General features: G+C 74.8%; 13 protein-coding genes. 6 read left to right on the top strand and 7 right to left on the bottom strand.

Annotation, left to right across the window (positions count from 1 at the left end):
- Positions 1–118: 118 nt before the first annotated feature.
- The 4 genes from IF43_RS0115110 (at position 119) to IF43_RS0115095 (ending at position 3,668) form a co-directional block, all read left to right on the top strand.
- Positions 119–1,441: a sensor histidine kinase gene (locus IF43_RS0115110; RefSeq protein ID WP_051795364.1), complete on the top strand. Its 1,323-nt coding sequence runs from the start codon at positions 119–121 to the stop codon at positions 1,439–1,441.
- Entirely contained in the window at positions 1,438–2,118 is a 681-nt protein-coding gene (locus tag IF43_RS0115105; protein ID WP_030199946.1) for a response regulator transcription factor, read from the top strand. The genes IF43_RS0115110 and IF43_RS0115105 overlap by 4 nt, the downstream gene beginning before the upstream one ends.
- Positions 2,119–2,253: 135 nt before the next feature.
- On the top strand, positions 2,254–2,466 hold the full coding sequence (locus IF43_RS40720; RefSeq protein WP_107048491.1) for a hypothetical protein: 213 nt from the start codon (positions 2,254–2,256) through the stop codon (positions 2,464–2,466).
- On the top strand, positions 2,463–3,668 hold the full coding sequence (locus tag IF43_RS0115095) for an acyltransferase (protein ID WP_030199945.1): 1,206 nt from the start codon (positions 2,463–2,465) through the stop codon (positions 3,666–3,668). The genes IF43_RS40720 and IF43_RS0115095 overlap by 4 nt, the downstream gene beginning before the upstream one ends.
- A 28-nt stretch (positions 3,669–3,696) precedes the next feature.
- Here the strand turns inward: IF43_RS0115095 and IF43_RS0115090 are convergent, their stop codons facing one another.
- The 3 genes from IF43_RS0115090 to IF43_RS0115080 form a co-directional block, all read right to left on the bottom strand.
- On the bottom strand, positions 3,697–4,059 hold the full coding sequence (locus IF43_RS0115090; RefSeq protein ID WP_030199943.1) for a helix-turn-helix transcriptional regulator: 363 nt from the start codon (positions 4,057–4,059) through the stop codon (positions 3,697–3,699).
- A gap of 187 nt (positions 4,060–4,246) precedes the next feature.
- Positions 4,247–4,621 carry a hypothetical protein gene (locus tag IF43_RS0115085; RefSeq protein ID WP_030199941.1) on the bottom strand — a complete coding sequence of 125 codons (375 nt, stop codon included), beginning with the start codon at positions 4,619–4,621 and terminating at the stop codon, positions 4,247–4,249.
- A gap of 275 nt (positions 4,622–4,896) precedes the next feature.
- A complete protein-coding gene (locus tag IF43_RS0115080; protein WP_234332182.1) occupies positions 4,897–5,421 on the bottom strand; it encodes a hypothetical protein in 525 nt (174 codons plus the stop codon).
- A gap of 386 nt (positions 5,422–5,807) precedes the next feature.
- On the opposite strand from IF43_RS0115080, the gene IF43_RS0115070 reads away from it, so the two are divergent.
- Positions 5,808–6,419 (top strand): potassium channel family protein, encoded by a 612-nt coding sequence (locus IF43_RS0115070; RefSeq protein WP_063753336.1) that lies wholly within the window; start codon positions 5,808–5,810, stop codon positions 6,417–6,419.
- 80 nt (positions 6,420–6,499) lie between these two features.
- The gene (locus IF43_RS0115065; protein ID WP_051795362.1) at positions 6,500–7,183 is read left to right on the top strand and encodes a hypothetical protein; all 684 of its coding nucleotides are present in this window, start codon (positions 6,500–6,502) and stop codon (positions 7,181–7,183) included.
- Positions 7,184–7,231: 48 nt separating this feature from the next.
- Here IF43_RS0115065 and IF43_RS42700 read toward each other — a convergent pair whose 3' ends face one another.
- From IF43_RS42700 to rox, 4 genes are all read right to left on the bottom strand, one after another.
- The gene (locus IF43_RS42700; RefSeq protein WP_234332181.1) at positions 7,232–8,437 is read right to left on the bottom strand and encodes a Dyp-type peroxidase; all 1,206 of its coding nucleotides are present in this window, start codon (positions 8,435–8,437) and stop codon (positions 7,232–7,234) included.
- A 159-nt stretch (positions 8,438–8,596) separates the two neighbouring features.
- The gene (locus tag IF43_RS0115055; protein ID WP_030199931.1) at positions 8,597–9,172 is read right to left on the bottom strand and encodes a hypothetical protein; all 576 of its coding nucleotides are present in this window, start codon (positions 9,170–9,172) and stop codon (positions 8,597–8,599) included.
- A gap of 3 nt (positions 9,173–9,175) precedes the next feature.
- Positions 9,176–16,300: an RHS repeat-associated core domain-containing protein gene (locus IF43_RS43480; RefSeq protein WP_078910179.1), complete on the bottom strand. Its 7,125-nt coding sequence runs from the start codon at positions 16,298–16,300 to the stop codon at positions 9,176–9,178.
- Between the two features lie 147 nt (positions 16,301–16,447).
- On the bottom strand, positions 16,448–17,875 hold the full coding sequence (gene rox, locus IF43_RS0115045; RefSeq protein WP_030199928.1) for a rifampin monooxygenase: 1,428 nt from the start codon (positions 17,873–17,875) through the stop codon (positions 16,448–16,450).
- Between the last annotated feature and the right edge of the window lies 1 nt (position 17,876).

The raw sequence follows: 17,876 nt of genomic DNA, 5'->3' as shown, positions 1-17,876 counted from the left end.
GGGGCCCGCACCCACCCTCACCGCCGTTCGTGGAACCCGCCCCCTACCGGGGTACGGCCCTGGGGGGTACCCCGGTATGACGTGCCGGTGCACGCGCGGTACCTACGCTGGCCGGACCATGAGGGATGAGAAGCGGCGTCGGCCGCGCGCGTCACAGGCAGGGGCCCGGGCCCAGGCGTCGCTGCGGAGTACCGCGGTGGCCCTCGCCACGCCCACCGGTCCCGGCGAGGCCCTGTTCGCCCGGGCGTCGTCCGCGTGGGTGCGCTGGCTGCCGTACGGGGTGGCGCTGGCGTTCGTCGCGTCGCTGCTGCCCGTCACGGTCACCGTGCTGGTGCAGGACTACCACGTGTACGGCGCCCTCGCCGGCGCCCTCGCCACCGCGCAGACCGCGCCGCTGGTGCTCGCCGTCACCCACCCCCTCCGGGCCTGGGGGATCGTCTTCGCCGGGGACGTCGCGGGCGGGTTCGCGCTGCTGGCCGCCTCCGGTGTGGACGGCCGGCCCTGGCCGTGGACGCCCATGGTCGTCGTCGGCTACCTCGCGCTGATGCCGGCCCTCGGGCTGCGGGAGTCCCGGCGCGTCCTGATCGGGGTGTGGCTGGCGACCGGCGCGGCGGGGGCGGTCTTCGAGATGGTCTCGCCGGACCGCGCGGGCGGGGTGACCGTCCTGCTCTTCGTGCTCAGCGGCGCCGTGCTGCTGCTCACCGCGACGCTGCGCGGGCGCGGGGAGGCCGAGTGGCGGCTGGTGGAGCAGGAGACGATCAGCGAGGCCGAACGGTCCCGCCGCACGCTCCTGGAGGAACGTGCCCGGATCGCCCGCGAGCTGCACGACGTGGTCGCCCACCACATGTCGGTGATCACCGTGCAGGCGGACTCCGCCCCGTACCGGATCCCGGACCTTCCCGACGCGGCCCGCGAGGAGTTCGCGACGATCGCGGCCGGGGCCCGTGAGTCGCTCGCCGAGATGCGGCGGCTGCTGGCGGTGCTGCGCAGCGAGGGCACGGAGGGCGAGCGGGCGCCGCAGCCGGGTCTGGACCGGGTGCAGCAGTTGGTCGAGGCGACCGTACGGGCCGGCGTGCCGGCGGAGCTGTCGCTGGCCGGTGACCTCCGGGAGCACGGCGAACTGCCGCAGGCGGTGGAGCTGTCGGCGTACCGGATCGTGCAGGAGGCGCTGGCGAACGTGGTCCGCCACGCGCCGGGCGCCGCGACGCGGGTGTCCGTGCGCGGCGGCGCGGAGGGCTGGTTGGACGTCCTGGTCGTCAACGGGCCCGCCGCCGAGCCGGCCGCCCCGGTGGAGCACGGGCCAGGCGCCGGCCACGGCCTCATCGGCATGCGCGAGCGCGTACGGTTGACCGGCGGCTCGCTCGACGCCGGGCCGCTGCCGGACGGGGGCTTCCGGGTCGCCGCCCGGCTGCCGCTGACCACCCCGAAGGGCGCCCCGTGACCATCCGCGTGATCATCGTCGACGACCAGGCCATGGTGCGGGCGGGCTTCGCCGCCCTGCTGTCCGCGCAGTCCGACATCGACGTGGTGGGCGAGGCTGCGGACGGCCGGCAGGGCGTCACCGTGGCCCGCGCCACGCACCCCGACGTGGTCCTGATGGACGTGCGGATGCCCGAGCTGGACGGGCTCGCGGCCGCGCGGGAGATCCTCGACCCCCCGCCGGGGGTGGTCCACCGGCCCAAGGTGCTGATGCTCACCACCTTCGACGTGGACGACTACGTGTACGAGGCGCTGCGCGCCGGGGCCTCCGGCTTCCTGTTGAAGGACGCGCCGCCGGCCGACCTGATCGCGGGGGTGCGGGTGGTCGCGGCCGGGGAGGCGCTGCTGGCGCCCTCGGTGACCCGGCGGCTGATCGCCGACTTCGCGGCCTCCCGGCCCGGGCCGCGCACCGACCGGGTCGCGCTGCGCCTCAACGGGCTGACGCCGCGGGAGTCGGAGGTGCTGGAGCTGATCGCCCGGGGGCTGTCCAACCAGGAGATCGCCGCGCACCTGGTGCTCGCCGAGCAGACGGTGAAGACGCACATCGGGCGGGTGCTGGCCAAGCTGGACCTGCGCGACCGGGCCCAGGCGGTGGTCTTCGCGTACGAGTCGGGGCTGGTCACGCCTGGGGGGCGGTAGGCGGGGGGGTGGCCGCTCCCCCACCCCCTACTGAGGTATGAGCGCGTAGTTGGCGCTGCGGTGTGACGTGCCGTGCGCCTATCCCTTCCTACCTTCCTGTCGCCGACGACGAGCGGGACAGGAAGGGGAGGGCACATGCGCCGGTTGACGAGGACCCGGGTTCCGGGGGCGCGCAGGGCGAGGGGGCGGATCGCGAGGACCGTGGTGGCCGCCGTGCTGACGGCCTCGGCGGTGGCCGGCACCGCGGGCTGGGTGTCCGGGGCCGCGCGCGGCCACGACGGCTACTTCGCGCCCGGTACCGACTCGCTGCGCGCGTTCGCCGCCATCGCGGACGGAGCGGCCCGATGAAGGCGCTGCGGGCGACGGCCCGCAGGATCGAGGCCGGTACGCCGGCCCACCGCGACCGCGCGATCGACGGGCTGCGCGCCCTGGCCCTGGTGGCCGTACCCACCGGGCACTGGCTGCTCGGCGGCTTCACCCGGTCGCCCGACGGCGCGCTCCACAACGCCAGTCCGCTGTCCGCCTTCGGCGGGCTGGCGCCGGCCAGTTGGTTCCTGCAGATGCTCGGGATCTTCTTCCTGGTCGGCGGCTACGCCTCCGTGCTGTCCTTCCGCCGCCACCAGGGCCCCGCGGGTACGTGGCTGCGGGGGCGGATCGCCCGGCTCGGGCGGCCGGTGCTCGGGGTCACCGCGGTCTGGGCGGCGCTGCTGCCGCTGCTGCACTTCGGCCTGGGGGTGCCGGGCGACACCCTCAGGACGGCGTCGACGCTGGTGGTGCAGCCGCTGTGGTTCGTGGGGGTGTACACGGTGGTGACGGCGCTGACCCCGTACTGCGTGCGGGCCGCCCGCCGGCTCGGCGTGTGGGCCGCGGCCCCGCTGCTCGCGTCGGTCGCCGCCGTGGACTTCCTGCGCTACGGGCCGTACGCCGGGGCCGTGCCGTCCTGGTTCGGCGTGCTCAACGTCCTGCCCGGCTGGCTCTTCGCGTACCAGCTCGGCGTCTCGTGGGGCGAGGGACGCGTCGCCCGACGCCACGCGTGGGGCCTGCTGCTCGGCGGCGCCGCGCTGTTCGCCGCGCTGCTGGTCTGGTTCGGCTACCCCGCGTCGATGGTGGGTGTGCCCGGAGAGGCCCGGACCAACTCCCACCCGCCGTCGCTGCTCGTCCTGGCCCTCGCGGCGGTGCAGAGCGGTGCGGCGGTCCTGCTGCGCGAGCGCATCGGCCGGCTGCTGCGGCGGCCGGCGCTGTGGGCACCGGTGGTCGTGGTCAACCTGTCGGCGATGACGATCCTGTGCTGGCACCAGAGCGCCATGCTGGTGGCCGCGGTGCCCGCCTCGTACGCGGGTGGGGCGGCCGGTCTGGTGGGGGCGCCCGACTCGGTTGGCTGGATCCTGGCCCGCCTGGCCTGGCTGCCGCTGTTCGCCGGGCTGCTCGTCCTGATCGGGCGGTACGCGCGGGTCTTCGAGTCCCCGTGGACGCGGGCCGGTGCCGTCCGGCGGGCGGGGGCGGGGGTGCTCGCGGCGGGGTTCGCCGTCTTCGCGCTGGGGTTGGCCTGAGCGGGCGGCCCGGGGCCGGCGGCCGCCGTCAGGTGCGGACGGGGTCCGGTGCCGGGGCGACCGGCTGGCCCTGCCGGAGCTCGGCCAGGAGTTCGTTGCGGCCGGCCAGCATCTCGGTCAGGATGCGGCGCGCGGCCCGCAGCAGGTCGGCCACGTCCCCGCCGGCCAGGGCGTAGGTGACCGTGGAGCCCTCGCGGGTGGACACGACGATGCCGGAGCGGCGCAGGACGGCCAGCTGCTGGGAGAGGTTGGAGGCCTCCACGTCGATCTCGGCCAGGAGGTCCCGCACCGGCATGGGTCCGGCCTGGAGGAGTTCGAGCACGCGGATGCGGACCGGGTGGCCGAGCATCCGGAAGAACTCGGCCTTCGCCTGGTACAGCGGCACCTGCATAGTCACGACGCTCCTGCTGCTCCTCGGACCGTTGCCACGGCCGCGCCTCCCACACCGGGAACCTGCCTCCGGTCCCATCGTCGCGTCCCGCCGGCCCACGCGCACCCGAAGTTGACCGGTTTCGGATGTGTCGAGTTGAAGATGTCTTCAACTCGTGGGCATGCGTGGGCCAAGCGGGACGTTCGCGTCAGACCTCGAGTTCGGCCTCGATGCGGCGGAGCTGGTGGCGGGCCATGGCGAGGTTGGACTTCCCCTTGTCGAGCACGAGGTAGAGGAACAGGCCGCTGCCACTGCGGCTGCGCAGCAGCCGGATGAGGTGGTACTGGCCGCCCAGCGTGATCAGCACGTCCTCCAGGTCGTCCTGGAGACCCAGCATCTCCATGGTCCTGACCTTGGCACGGATCACGTCGGTGTTGCCGGCCGCGGCGACCGTCAGGTCCAGGTCCTTGCCACCGCCGAGCGTGCCGAGGGCCATGCCGCTGGTGTAGTCCACCAGCGCCACCCCCAGGGAGCCGTCGATCGAGGTCATCGCTTCCTTGAGCGAAACTTCCACGTTGGCCATGGTCGTCCTCCACACTGCTTTCGCCGTCACCGGCATCGGTTCTTTCGAAAGGGGACGCTACCGATCGCCCGGCGCCGAGCGGCCGGATCCACGAATTCGGCGAAAAACGATCGGTCCCGACCGAGCCGCGACGACGTCGGTTCGGTCTGATTCCGGACGATATGCCCCTAACTACCGTGTTCTACCGCGAAACTGACGCCGTCTCGGTGGGCGCGAGGGGACGGGGTGACGGGGGACCGCCGGCCGTGTCCGCCGGTGGTCCCCGGGCCTCGGGGTCAGTTCCAGAGGTCGTACGTGACTTCGCGCGGCAGGGGCGCGGGGGCGGTGTCGGTGTAGACGATCCTCAGCTTCGTGAAGTGCTGCGTGCCGGACTGCGACGGCCACGGCTGGGGGACGCTCAGCGTCACGGTGACCGGGTACGCGCGGAACTTGCCGGCCGCGCAGTACGGGACGCAGTCGTTCACCATGTCCGTGCCCGTGGCCGTGGCGGTCTGCCGGCCCCAGCCGGTCCAGTGGAGGTCGGTCAGGCGGTTGTTGCCGTCGCCGCAGGCGAGGAGGAAGTCCGCGGGCCGTACCTGGGGCTTGGCGAAGCAGTCCACGACCACGACGGTGCCCGCGGGGGTCGCGCTGGGCGCCGCGGTCGCGGTCACGCGCGGCGGCGGGGCGGACGCGGCGCCGGACGAGGACGGTGCCAGGGGCAGGGCGAGCGCGGCGACGGCACCGAGCAGGGCTGCGGGCAGGAGGCGCGGGCGTCGCCGACGGCGGCCGGCCGTGGGCGGACGGGCCTGTGCAGCGTCCATGGGGCTCTCCTCACCTCGCCCGGGCCTGCGCGAGGACGGTCCGGCCGCCCCGCCCTTCGACGCTAGCAGCACGACCGGCACCCCGCCGCTCGGCCGCGCGCCGGCCGGCGGGGTGTCGGCGTACGCCATCCGGGGCGGACGGAACGCCGGCGGGCCCGCTGCCGGGGCCGACGCGGCGGGGTCACCCGAACGACCCGGTGCGATCGCCGGGGGGCGGGGCCGGGGTCATGATCAGGAGGTCGTTCCTGTGGTTGCCGTACCCCTCCGCGCGGAAGGACACCGGTGAGCGCCCACCCCCTCGCGAGCCCGGCCCCCGGATCGCCTCCACCCGCCCCGCGCGGCGTGGCGGACCGGCGCGTCCGCCGTCGTGCACAGGAGGGCGCACCGTGACCAGACGGCGCTGGACGCACCGCCGGCCGACGGCCGCCGCCGCGGCCGTGGTGATGGTCGTGGTGTACTTCCTGCTGCCCATCGACGCGCTGGGGCCTCGCCGGGTCACCTTGAGCTGGACCGTCCTGGTGGCGACCCTCACCGCGGTGGCCGCCCTGCTGCTGCGGCAGATCCGCAACGTGGTGACCGAACGGCCCGGCACCCGGCCGGGCATTTTCATCGCGCTGCTGACCCTCGTGACCGCCCTCGTCTTCTCCGCGGCGTACCACGCACTCGCCCAGCAGCCCGGCGAGTTCAACGGGATCTCGACTCGGCTGGACGCCCTCTACTTCACCGTCGTGACGCTCGCCACCGTCGGGTACGGGGACATCGTGCCCACCGGACAGACCGCGCGGGGCCTGACGCTCGTGCAGATCGTCTACAGCTTCGTGTTCCTGACGGCGGCCGCCTCGGCGATGAGCCAACGACTGCACAAGCAGTTGCTGCGTCGGACGCGGCGCGCGGACGGGGGCGCCGACGACACGCTGCCCGGGGAACCGGACGACTCCCCCGGCGACGACCCGGGCGACGGCCCCGGCGGGGCGGCCGGCGGGAACGGGGAGCGGTAGCGGCCGCGGCGGCCGGTTGTCAGTGGGGGGCGCGAGGATGTTCCCGTACCACTGAACCGGCAAGATCCAGGGGGGATCCCATGCCCGCATCCACCACCGCGCCCGTCGACCTGCCCACCGGCTGGTGCGCCACCGACCTGGGTCCCTACCGGCCGTGCGGCTCCACCTACGAGGTCTACCCGGCGGAGGACCTGCCCGCCCTGGACCCCGCCCTTCTCGACGGTGGCTTCGGGTGGCTCGGCGGGCCGGGCGACCGGGCTTCGGGCCACGCCGGGCAGCTGGCGTCGTTGGAGGCGGAGTTGGCGCCCCTCGGGCTGCGCCTGCCCGCGGACTTCCGCACGTTCTACGGCAGCGCGCGCCTGTGCGGCGCGTTCGACGAGGTGTCGGTCACGGCCTGCTGGAGCGACCTGTCCCGGCCGCTGCGCAGCCCGGTGGAGGACGGGGCCCGGCTCGTGCGGTTCCTGCGGGACCAGCAGGACTGCGTCCTGTGGTACCTGTACCTGCGCCCGTCCGGGGAGGCGTTCGTGGTCTGCTCGCCGGCGGACCTCGAGTACGCGGAGGGGCTCGACGGTGAGCGGGCGGCCGCCTTCCGGGCCGCGGCGGCGGATTCGCTGCTCCGGTGCGCCGGGACGTTCCAGGAGTTCGCGTGCCGGTTCGTGGTGGAGAACGAGCTGTGGTCGTACCTGCACGAGAGCGACGCCGACGGCCCGCTCGCCCCGTACCTGCGGGACTACCTGGACCGGTACGCGGCCTCGGCCTCCTGACGCGGGAGCGGGTGGTCCGGCCCCGTGAGGTCGGGGCGGTCCGGCGGCTCAGGCGAAGGCCCGGAGCCAGGTGTCGCCGGGCGGGGGTACGAAGAAGTAGCCGCCGCCGACGGTCAGGAGGTACGTGGCCATGGCCTCGCCCGCGAGGCGGTGCTGGACCGCCTCGAAGCCGGTGCCCGGGTCGCGCTGGAAGCAGGAGAAGAGCAGGCCCTCGGGGTGGCTGTAACTGCGCCGGACCAGGGGCGGCGGATTGCGGCGGTCCGGAGCGGCGCGGCGGACGTGGGAGTCGAGCGGGGTGAGGCGTCCGGCGGGGTCGGCGGCGAAGTCGGGGCGTTCGGTGGCGGGGGTGCCGTCCAGCCAACGGCCGTCACGGCGGCGGCCGATGACCCGCTCCTGTTCGGGAATGCTGTCCCGGTCCCACAGCTCGGCGGCGATCTGCACCACGCGCACGACCTGGTAGCTGCCGCCGACCGCCCAGTCCGGTTCGCCGTCGCCCGGGCGGACGAGGGTGCGGTCGGCGGTGGCCCGTTCGCCGTCGGGGTTGCCGAAGCCCTCGGTGAAGTGGAAGGGGTTGCGGGCCAGGCCGCGGCCGTCGGCGACCCGGCTGTCGGGCCGGTGGCCGGCGGCCCGCCAGCGCGGGCGCCAGCCGGGCAGTTCCGTCAGCGCCCGGGCGGCCCGCTCCCGGGCCTGGGCGGGGTCGCGCCCGCCCAGTTGCACGAGCACCTGGCCGTGCGTGCGGGCCGGGTCGAGGAGGTCGCCCGGGAAGGCCGGCATGTCACGCAGCCGTCGGGGCCGCACCGCCGTACCGCTGCCCCCTCCCGTACCGCCGCTCCCTCCCGTACCTCCGCTCCCTCCCGTACCTCCGCTCCCTCCCGTACCTCCGCTGCCTCCCGTACCGCTCCCCCGCGTGTCCGCGTCGGCTCCGGCCGGGCCGAACGCGGCCGCACCCAGGGCGAGTCCGCCCCCGGCCGGATCGGCCGCGCGGACCGCCGCCGCGAGGGCGGCCAGCTCCGCGCGGCCGGGCGGACGGCCGTGGACGGTGTCCAGGGCGACCAGTTCGGCCGCCACCGGGGGCTCGGCGCCCTGCAGTTGGGGCGGGAGCGCCGCGGTAGCGGTGCTCGAGGCGGCCGGTGCGCAGCCGACCGCCCCCGCGATGCCGGACACGACGCCCAACGCCGGCAGCGCGGCCAGCAGCCTGCGCCGCGCGGGGCCGGCCGGGCGGTCCTCCGTGTGACCGCGGACCTCGTGCTGCACCGTTCCCCTCCCTGGTCGGCCCGCCCGGTGGCGGACCGCTTGCGTGAATGCGGCGGGCCCTGGTGGCTCCGCCCGGCGGCGCCGGGCGGAGCCCCGGCCCGGCCCCCCCGCCGTGGGCGGCCCGCCCGTACGCCGCCGGCCACCCGTCGGCGCGCCGGGCTACCCGTACGCCGACGTCCCCGAGGCGGGGATCCGGTAGGCAGCGGCCGTGGCCCGGTCGAAGAGGACGACCAGGGCGTCGGGCATGTAGGTGAAGCCCCCGCCCTCCGCCTCGCCCAGGGCGACCACCAGGTCGAGGCCGCCGGTGAACTCCAGCCGGTAGGCCCACGGCTGCTCGGGGCAGCCCTCGTCGGGCACGTGCCAGGCCGGGACGAGGCCGCTGACGGCCCGTCCCACGTACGGGGCCCAGTCGGGGTGGGCCGTGACGTCGACGGGGACGCCGTCGCCGCCCGCCCCGCCGGCCGGCTCGCCGGCCTCGCGGAACGCCGCGGCCAGCCCCTCGTCGAGCCCGTCCATCTCCCAGAACAGGAGGAGGGCCGAGCCGTCGTCGAACACCAGCTCCACGAGGGAGTCCGTCTCGTGCGCGCCCGTGTCCCGGTGCCCGTCGGGCCAGTGGCCGCCGGGCGGTGCCAGGTACCGGACGGCGTGCAGCGGCCGGCCGGCCGCCGCCGCGCGCAGGGCGGCGGTACCGGCGCCGCCCCGCGCCTTCGCTTCCCAGGGGAGGACCGTGATCATCGGCTAGTACACCCCGAAGTACTGGAAGGCACCGCTGGAGTCGAACGTGGCGCCGATGGCCCGTCCGCCGTTGCTGCCCGGCATGATGTGCCGCGTCCCGCCGGCAAAGTTGCCGCTGGTGACGTTGGACACGGTGGTTCCGGGGTGGGTCAGGATGTCGTCCAGCAGGTTCTGGCCGGCCTCGCTCATCTGCTTGCCCCCCACCTTCGGCAGTTCTCCGCGTCCCATGTGCTTCGAGTACTCGAACCCCGCGCGGGTCAGCCCGTTCTTGCTCGCCCGGCCGCCGCTCTGGGAGAGGGCGTCGAGTGCGAGGCCGCAGGTGCCGCCGGCGTTGTGGACGAGCACCGCCGTGCCGCCGGCGACCACATGGTACGTGTGGGTTCCCGCGACCGTCAGGTTGAAGACGTCCGCCGGGTGCTCCTCGTGCCGGACGGCAGCCACCTCGGCCGTACCGCCCGCGGCGGTGCGCAGCAGGTCGCCGGCGCGCAGCTCGGCGGCGTCGGCCCAGCGGTGCTGCCACGGGAGCCAGAAGGGGTGCTCGGCCGTGGCGGTGACGGTGGCGGTGCCGCCGCCGGTGCGTACGGTGACGTCGACGAGGTGCTTGTCGCCGCTGCCCACGATGAGGCCGGTGACCTCGGCGCTGCCGGCCGCGCCGGTCTCCGGGTCGGCGGTGTACACCCGGTCGCCGGTGCGGACGCGTTCGACGGGCTTGGAGGTGCCGTCGGCCATGAGGACCTGCGTGCCCGCCGTGAAGCTGTTGGGCGTGCGGCAGGCCCCGAGGGCCCCCTTGAGCCACTTGGCGCCCTTGAGCAGGGGGCCGAGCATGCTCGTCGCGCAGCCGGTGAGGGCGGAGGTGCCGACCTGGCCCCAGTCGACCTTGCGGCCGGACAGCCGCTGGACGCCGTAGTCCACGGCCGCGTCGACGGCAGCGCCGACCAGGCACGCGGCAAGCAGCGGGAAGTTGCCCGAGGGGTCGGTGTAGGTGGTCGGGGAGGACAGGGCGTACTGGTAGAGGTTGCTGCCGCCCTCGTGGCCGGCGGGGTCCTCGGAGAGGAACCGGCCGGTCTGCGGGTCGTAGTAGCGGGCCCGGTAGTACATGAGCCCGGTGGCGTCGGCCTCGCGGCCGGTGAAGGTGTACGGGTTGGTGGTGGCGGCGCCGCTGCGGGTGACGGTGCCGTTCGGGTCGTAGGTGTAGCGGGTGGTGACCTTGCCTGCCGTGTCCGCCAGGCCGACGACGGAGCCGAGGGCGTCGGTGAGGTAGACCTGGGTCCTGCCGCCCGCGGTGCGGGTACGGAAGTCGTCGAGGCCGCCGGCCGCCACGGTGGCGGCGGTGCCGCCCGAACCGGTCTGCTCGACCAACGGGTTGGCACCGTCGGTGAGGAACCTGCGCTCGGTGCCCGCGATGTCGGCGCCGGTGCGCTCGCCGAGGGGGCCGTAGCCGAAGGTGGACGTCTTGCCCGCCTTGGTCAGGCCGGTGAGTTCGCCGCGGCCGTTCCACTGGTAGGTGCGCAGTCCGTCGGCGGTGAGACGGCCCTCCTTGTCGTACGTGAACGAGCGGCCGCCGAACTTCGTGAGTCGGTTGGCCTTGTCGAAGGCGGAGCCGGACTCGGCGGCCGGCAGGGCCACGCTCGCCAGGGATCCGGTCAGGCCGGTCTGGAGGCCGCGGGCGTCGCGGGTGTAGGCGAGGTCGCCGACCTTGGTGGCGCCCCGGGTGTAGGCGATGGAGACAGTCCGGCCGGCCTTGTCGTACCCGGTGGTGCGGGTGATGCCGCCGGGCAGGGCGGCGGTCTTCTCGCGGCCCGCCTTGTCGAGGGTGAAGGTGACGGGCTCGGTGCCGGTCCTGACGCCGGTGAGCGCGTCGGAGGCGTCGTAGGTGTAGGTCGTGGTGGTGCCGGCGGCCGTCATGGTGGTGCGGCGGTCGGCGCCGTCGTAGCCGTAGGCGACCTTGCCGGTGGGGCCGGTGGTGGACGTCAGCCGGTCGAGGGCGTCGTAGGTGAAGGACTGGGTGCCGGCGGCCGTGTCGGTGATCTTCGACGGGAGGTCGACGGCGTTGTAGGTGTTCGTCGTGGTGCCCGCGCCGGCCTCGGTGACCTTGGTGGTCCGGCCCAGGGCGTCGTACTCGGACGTGGCCTTCTGGCCGAGGCGGTTGACGGCCTGGGTGATCCGGCCGGCCTTGTCGTAGCCGAAGGTGGCCTTGGCGCCGAGCGGGTCGGTGGCGGACACCGGCCGGTCCGCCGTGTCGTAGGTCCAGGTCGTGGTGGCGCCGCGGGCGTCGGTGAGGGCGGTGGTGTTGCCGTTCTTGTCGTAGGTGAAGGAGGTGCGGGAGCCGAGCGGGTCGGTGACCGAGGTGGTCTGGTTGAGCTTGTCGTAGGCGACGCGGGTGCGGGAGCCGGCCGCGTCGGTGAGCAGGACGGGGCGGCCGGCGGCGTCGCGGTACTGGGCGCTGGTGGCGCCGGCGGCGTCGGTGACCGCGCTCAGTTCGCCGTCCTGGTAGGTGAAGCGGGTGACGGCGCCGGACGGGTCCTTCGCGGTCTCCACCTGGCCGGTGGGCAGGTGGGTGAAGACGGTGGCGCGGCCTTGGGCGTCGGTGGACCGGGTGAGGTTGCCGAGGTCGTCGTAGGCCAGGCGCGCGGTGTGGCCGAGGGCGTCGGTCAGGGCGGTGGGCAGGTCGTACGGCCCGTCGAACACGGTCTTGGCGACGGTGCGGGCGTTCGGGGTGCCGGCCAGCTCGGTGGTCGACGTGATGTTGTCGTGGGCGTCGTGGGTGAACGCGGTGCGCCGGCCGAAGGGGTCGGTGACGGCGTCGACGCGGTGGTGGTCGCCGCGGGTGAGGACGGTGCGGCGGGCGAGCGCGGTGCCGTACGCGCGGGTGTCGGCGACGGCGTACCCGGAGTCGTCGAACTCGACCCGGCGGACGGTGCCGTCGGGCTGCTTGGCGCGGGTGTCGACGATGCGGCCGGCGGCGTTCTTGCGGTACGTGAAGCTGTAGGCGGCGCCCTCGGTGAGGGTCTGCCGGGTGACCCGGCCCTCGGCGTCGTAGGTGTTCTTCAGGTAGGTGATGCCGCGGGCGTCGGTGGCCTGGGTGATGCGGTTGGTGGTGCCGTCGTAGGTGTAGGTGGACGTCCGGCCGGCCGGGTCGGTGACGGTGGCGAGGCGGCCGACCGGGTCGTAGGTGTAGGTGGCCTTGCGGCCGGCGTTGTCGCGGGCTCCGGTGACGCGGCCCTCGGCGTCGTGGGTGAACTTGATCCAGCGGCCGCCGGGGGTGTCGACGCGGACGACCGGGCCCTTGGTGCCGTTGTCCATGCGGGTCAGGATGGTCTTGTTGCCGAACCGGTCGCGGATCTCCTTGAGGGGCGAGTACCAGGGGAAGACCCAGGTGCTGCCGTCGGGGAACTTCAGGTCCCAGGTGCCGGTCTGGACGATCTTCGTGCCGCGGAACGCGGCGGGCGAGTCGAGGGGTTCGAAGACGGCGTCGCTGTAGGAGGTGCCGGGCGAGGTGCGCACGAAGTGCACCTTGGAGCCGCCGGGCAGGTAGAGGTCGACCTCCTGGTACTGCTGCTCGGAGTGGAGGAAGGCGTTGTACGACAGGTCGCGGCCGATGCCGAAGGCGCGCTTGCGGGTGTCGCCCTGCCAGTAGGTGCGGGACACCTCGGCGGTGCCGAGGTCACCGGAGACGGCGAGGTCGGTGCGTGTGTCGGTGAGCAGTCCGGTGGCGAGGTCGACGGGGTCGCCGGAGAGCCAGTCGACGGCGTCCTTGATGCGCGAGGTGTCGAACGGCATCAGGTCGCCGGTGTTGAACATGGCGCCGTGGAACGACCACACGCGGGTCCTGGGGTCGGGGACGACCTGCTTCGCGTCGGCGGAGACGCGGCCGTACCCGTAGACGTGCCAGCCCTTGCCCTTGGGGTCGTAGTCCATGAACTCCACGCGGGTGCCGGCGGGTTCGTGGGTGTAGTTCGGGTAGACGATCTGGGCGCCCTTGGGGAACACGTACGTCCCGCCGGGCTGGACGGTGAAGTAGACGGGGACCACGCCGCGGCGGGGCAGCGGGAACGGCGCCCGGTCCAGCGGGATGGCGGTGATGCCGAGCTCGGTGACGACCCGGCCGTTCTCGTCGCGGACCACCGAGCCCTGGGGGATGCGCACCTCGAGGCCGGGGATGCGCGGGGTGGTGAGCACCACGTCGCGGGCGGCCGGGGCCGCGAACCGGGTGGTGTGGGCGGTGTCGAGGGCGGTCATCCACACCGGGAAGCCGAGGTCGGTGCGCTGTCCGGCGCGCGGGTGCACGCGGATGTCGTACCGGCCGTACCGGCGGGCGCCGGTGTCCGCGGTGGCGCCGTCGACGGTGACGGTGGTGGTGTGCGGGTCGATGCCGGCGAGCAGGAACCGGCCCTGGGCGTCGGTGCGGGAGGTCCTGCCGTCGGCCCGGACGGTGACGCGGGGCAGCGGGTGGCCGTCGAGCGTCAGGACGAGTCCGGTCAGGGCGGTGGTGCCGGCCGGGGCGGGCAGCGGGCTCGGGGCGTGCGGCGCGGGGCCGCGGCGGGTGGTCCAGTCGCGGCCGGCGAGCTGGTCCTTGCCCGGGCGCCAGACGTCGGGGCCGGCGGGCTCGGCGGGACGGGGCGCGGCCTGGGCCGGGGCCGGTGCCGGTGCGGGGGGCGCGTTCGGGGCGGCGTTGCCGGGCGTGGCGTGCGCGGCGGCCGCCGGGGTGGTGCTCAGGCCGAGGGTGAAGGTGCCGGTGCGGCCGTCGTAGGGCGCGGCCGTGAGGACGTACCGGCCGGTGGCGGGCAGCTCGGGCAGGGTGGTGGAGGTGGTGGTGTCGGAGACGTACCGCTCGTCGAGGAGCCAGCGGCCGTCCGGGCCCCAGACGGACAGGTACCAGTAGTACGGGGAGGCGCCGATGTCGAGGGTGAGGCGCTGACCGGCGGTGCCGTCGAAGGTGTAGCGGGCGTTCTGGCCGGCGGCGGCGGCGGTGGCGCTCCTGCGGGCGCCGCCGACGGTGAGGGTGCCCCCGACGGCGTCGGGGCGCAGGACGGCGGTGGTGCTGCCGGACATGGCGTCCTCGGGCTGGACGGTGATCTCGGCCGTGCCGGCGGTCATCGGGGCCCGCAGGTTGACCTCGGACTCGTTGGTCGTGGTGGCGACGTAGGTGTCGGTGGTGGCGCCGGGGGGCCGGAAGGAGATCCGGGAGTATCCGGTGCCGGGGGCGCCCAGGCGTACCGAGGCGCCGTCGCCGGCCCGGGCCTTGACGGTGAAGACGAGCGGCTGGCCGGGGCGGGTGGTGGTGCCGGTCCTGACCGTGTCCGCGACGAGGGGGCCGACGCGGGCGGGTTCGCTCAGCCAGAGGGTGAGGGAGCCGGTGCCGCCCTGGTACGGGGAGGCGGTCAGCGTGTAGGTGCCGCCCGGGGTGAGGCGGCCGAGGTGGAACACGTCGCCGCCGTTGGCGCCGATGGTGCCGAGGTAGCGTCCGCCGGGGTACTCCGGGCCGAAGAGGGTGAACTCGACCGACTGGGGCACGGTGCTGCCGGTGGCGGCGAAGCTGAGCGGGGCGGTGCCGGCGGTGAAGGTGGCGCTCAGGTGCTGGCCGACCCGGCCGATGCTCCTGGTGAGGGCGGCGGCGCCGGGCTTGAGCGTGGTGGTCAGGTCGGAGGACAGGGTGAGTCCCACGGTGCCGGTGACGGCGCCGGAGGGCACGACGGTGACGGTGTGCGTGCCGGTCTCGCGCAGGTCGCGCAGGGTCAGGCCCTCGTTGCGGCCGCTGTAGACGTAGGCGTCCCGGACGACGGAGGCGCCGGAGGGGGCGGTCACGGAGACCTTGACCGTCTCGGAGAGGCTGTTGGCCACGCCGAGGCTGAGGCTGGTGCCGGCGGCGGCGACGAAGGATCCGCGGGCCTCCTGGCCCGGCCGGGTGAGCGTCACGGTGGTGGGCGCGCCGGTGGTGGTGAGCCTCGGGGCGGTCACGGGGCGCGAGAGGGTCACGCGGGCCTGTCCGGTGTCCCGGCTGCCGGGGGCAAGGAGCAGGCTGTAGCGGCCGGTGAGGGGGAGGTCGGAGGCGGAGAAGCGGGGTGCGGTGCCGTAGAGGAAGGCGGTGTAGCCGACCTGGTTGCCGTTGGGGTCGCGCAGTTCGGCGTTGACCGTGGAGCGGAAGGTGGACTCGGTCAGGCCGAAGGAGGCGCTGTCCCCGGTCTTGGCGTCGAAGCGGACCTCGGTGAGGTTGCCGCCGTTGACTACCTTGACCAGGGGCGGAGTGGTGTCCGTGAAGGACGTCGTGGTGCTGGACTCCACCTCGCCGCTGCCGGTGTACGGGACGTTGAAGGGGTTGGCGGAGGCGGCCCGGCCGTCGGGGGTGGTGACCTGGACGAGGCCGGTGGTGGCGCCGGGCGGGACCTTCACCGAGAGGGTGGTGGCGGTGCGGCCGGTGACCTGGGCGAGACGGCCGTTGAAGCGGACCACGTTGTCGGCGGTCACGGCCGAGAACCCGGAACCGCGCAGGAGGACCGTGGAGCCGGGGTATCCGGCCGGCGGCTCGACGGCCTTGAGGACGGGGCCCTTTCCGGCGAGGGCGAACGTCTCGGGGGCCGTGGCGCTGAGGCCGGCGACGGTGACGGTGGCCTTGCCGCTGCTCGCGCCGGTGGGGACCGTCACGACCAGGCGGGTGCGCGTGGCGGAGGTGACGGTGGCGGCCCTGCCGCCGAGGGTGACCTTGTTCGAGGCGGCGGTGGTCGAGAAGCCGGTGCCGGAGAGCGTGACGCGGGCGCGGGCGGCGGCCCGCGGGGGCACGAGGGAGAGCACCGACAGGGTGCTGGAGCGGTAGCGGTCGACGGCGAGGCGGTTGCCGGCGGCGTCGTAGCGGTAGCGGGCGGTCTCACCGGCGGGGTCGGTGACGCCGACCAGGCGGCCGGTGGCGTCGTACGCGTAGACGGCGTTGTTCGTGGCGGTCGCGCCCGTGTCGGGGCCGGCCGGGCCCTGGGCGGGCGGTGGGGACTGGCGCGGTGGGGCGGCGGGTTTCGCCGCCGGTCTCGGGGCGGGCGGGTCGGTGGCCGCCCGGGCGGAGACCGTTCCCCCCAGCAGTGCGAGTCCCAATAAGCCCACCACGAGTGCGCGGGCACGCGTGCCTGACCTGACGTCCATCGACGCCCCTCCCCCGGAAGTGCTCGGCCCACACCCCCGTGCGGGACCGCCAGGCTAGGCTCAACTCCCCCTCCACGTCCGGCATTTGTGTGAATTCCGTGAGGAGAACGTGAAGGGGGAGGTGAGGGCGGGTGAGCGGCCCCGCCGTCAGCGGACGGCGCCGCCGAACCACCGGGGCAGGTGCGCGAGCAGGTCGTCCTGGTCGTCGCCGACCCACGCCACGTGGCCGTCCGGCCGGAGCAGCACGGCCGGTACGTCCAGCTCGTCGCTGACGTCGACGACGTGGTCGACCCGGTCCGCCCAGCCGTCCACCGACAGGCGGCCGGTCTGGTCCAGGAGCAGCCCGCGGCCGCCGTGCAGCAGCGCGTACAGGCGGCCGCGCTTGAGGCCGACGTCCCGCAGCCGCCGGCCGAGCAGGTCGTGGCCCTCGCCGAGGTCGTAGCGGACGCCCGTCGCGGTGATCATCTCCGTGACGTACCGGTTGACCTCCTCGAAGTCCATCAGCCGTCCGAACAGCTCCCGGAGCGCGGTCGCCCCCGGGTCGGTGCCCAGCAGCGTGATCTGCGCGCGGGTGTTCTCCAGGACGCGGGCGCCGACCGGGTGCCGTTCGGCGTGGTAGCTGTCCAGCAGCCCTTCGGGAGCCCAGCCGGCCACCTCCGCCGCGAGCTTCCAGCCGAGGTTGAAGGCGTCCTGAACCCCCAGGTTGAGCCCCTGACCGCCGGTCGGCGGGTGGATGTGCGCCGCGTCGCCGACGAGCAGCACCCGGCCGACGCGGTAGCGCTCGGCCTGCCGGGTCGCGTCGCCGAACCGGGACAGCCAGCGGGGCGAGTGCATCCCGAAGTCGGTGCCGGCGACGGCGCGCAGCTGCCGGCGGAACTCGTCGGGGGTCGGCGCGGCGGTCCGGTCCTCGGAGACCCCGTCGGCGGGTACGACGACCCGGTACGTCCCGTCCCCGAGCGGGGTGGCGCCGAACCGCAGCTGGGTCCTGCGGACCTCCGCGACGACGGCCTCGATCGTCTCCGGGTCCTCGCCCAGCCCCGTCTCGCCGAGCAGCGTCTCGACCCGCGCGGGCTCGCCCGGGAAGCCGACGCCGACCGCCTTGCGCACCGTACTGCGGCCGCCGTCGCACCCGACGACGTAGCGCGAGCGCAGCCGCGTGCCGTCCGTCAGCTCGACGGTCACCCCGTCCCCGTCCTGCTCCAGCCCGGACACCTCGTGGCCGCGCCGGAGGTCGGCACCGAGTTCGCGGGCGCGCTCCTCCAGCAGCCGCTCGGTGACCGGCTGCGGGGTCGCGAGGCCGTACGGGTGGGCCGTGTCCAGCCGCTCCGGCCACGGCTTGGCGATCCCCCCGAAGAGGCCGCCGACCTGGAACGTGCCGCTGACCTCGCGGAACCGTTCCAGCAGGCCGCGCTGGTCCATGATCTCGACGCTGCGCGCGTGCAGCCCCTGGCCCCGGGACTGCCCGGTCGGCTCCGTCAGCTTCTCCAGCACGACCACGTCCACGTCGTGCAGCCGCAGCTCGGCCGCCAGCATCAGGCCGGTCGGACCGCCCCCTACGACGATCACGTCGATCATC

This window comes from Streptomyces sp. NRRL S-87, assembly GCF_000719335.1.
Classification (GTDB): Bacteria; Actinomycetota; Actinomycetes; order Streptomycetales; family Streptomycetaceae; genus Streptomyces.
This window is presented reverse-complemented; position numbering and strand designations above follow the sequence as displayed.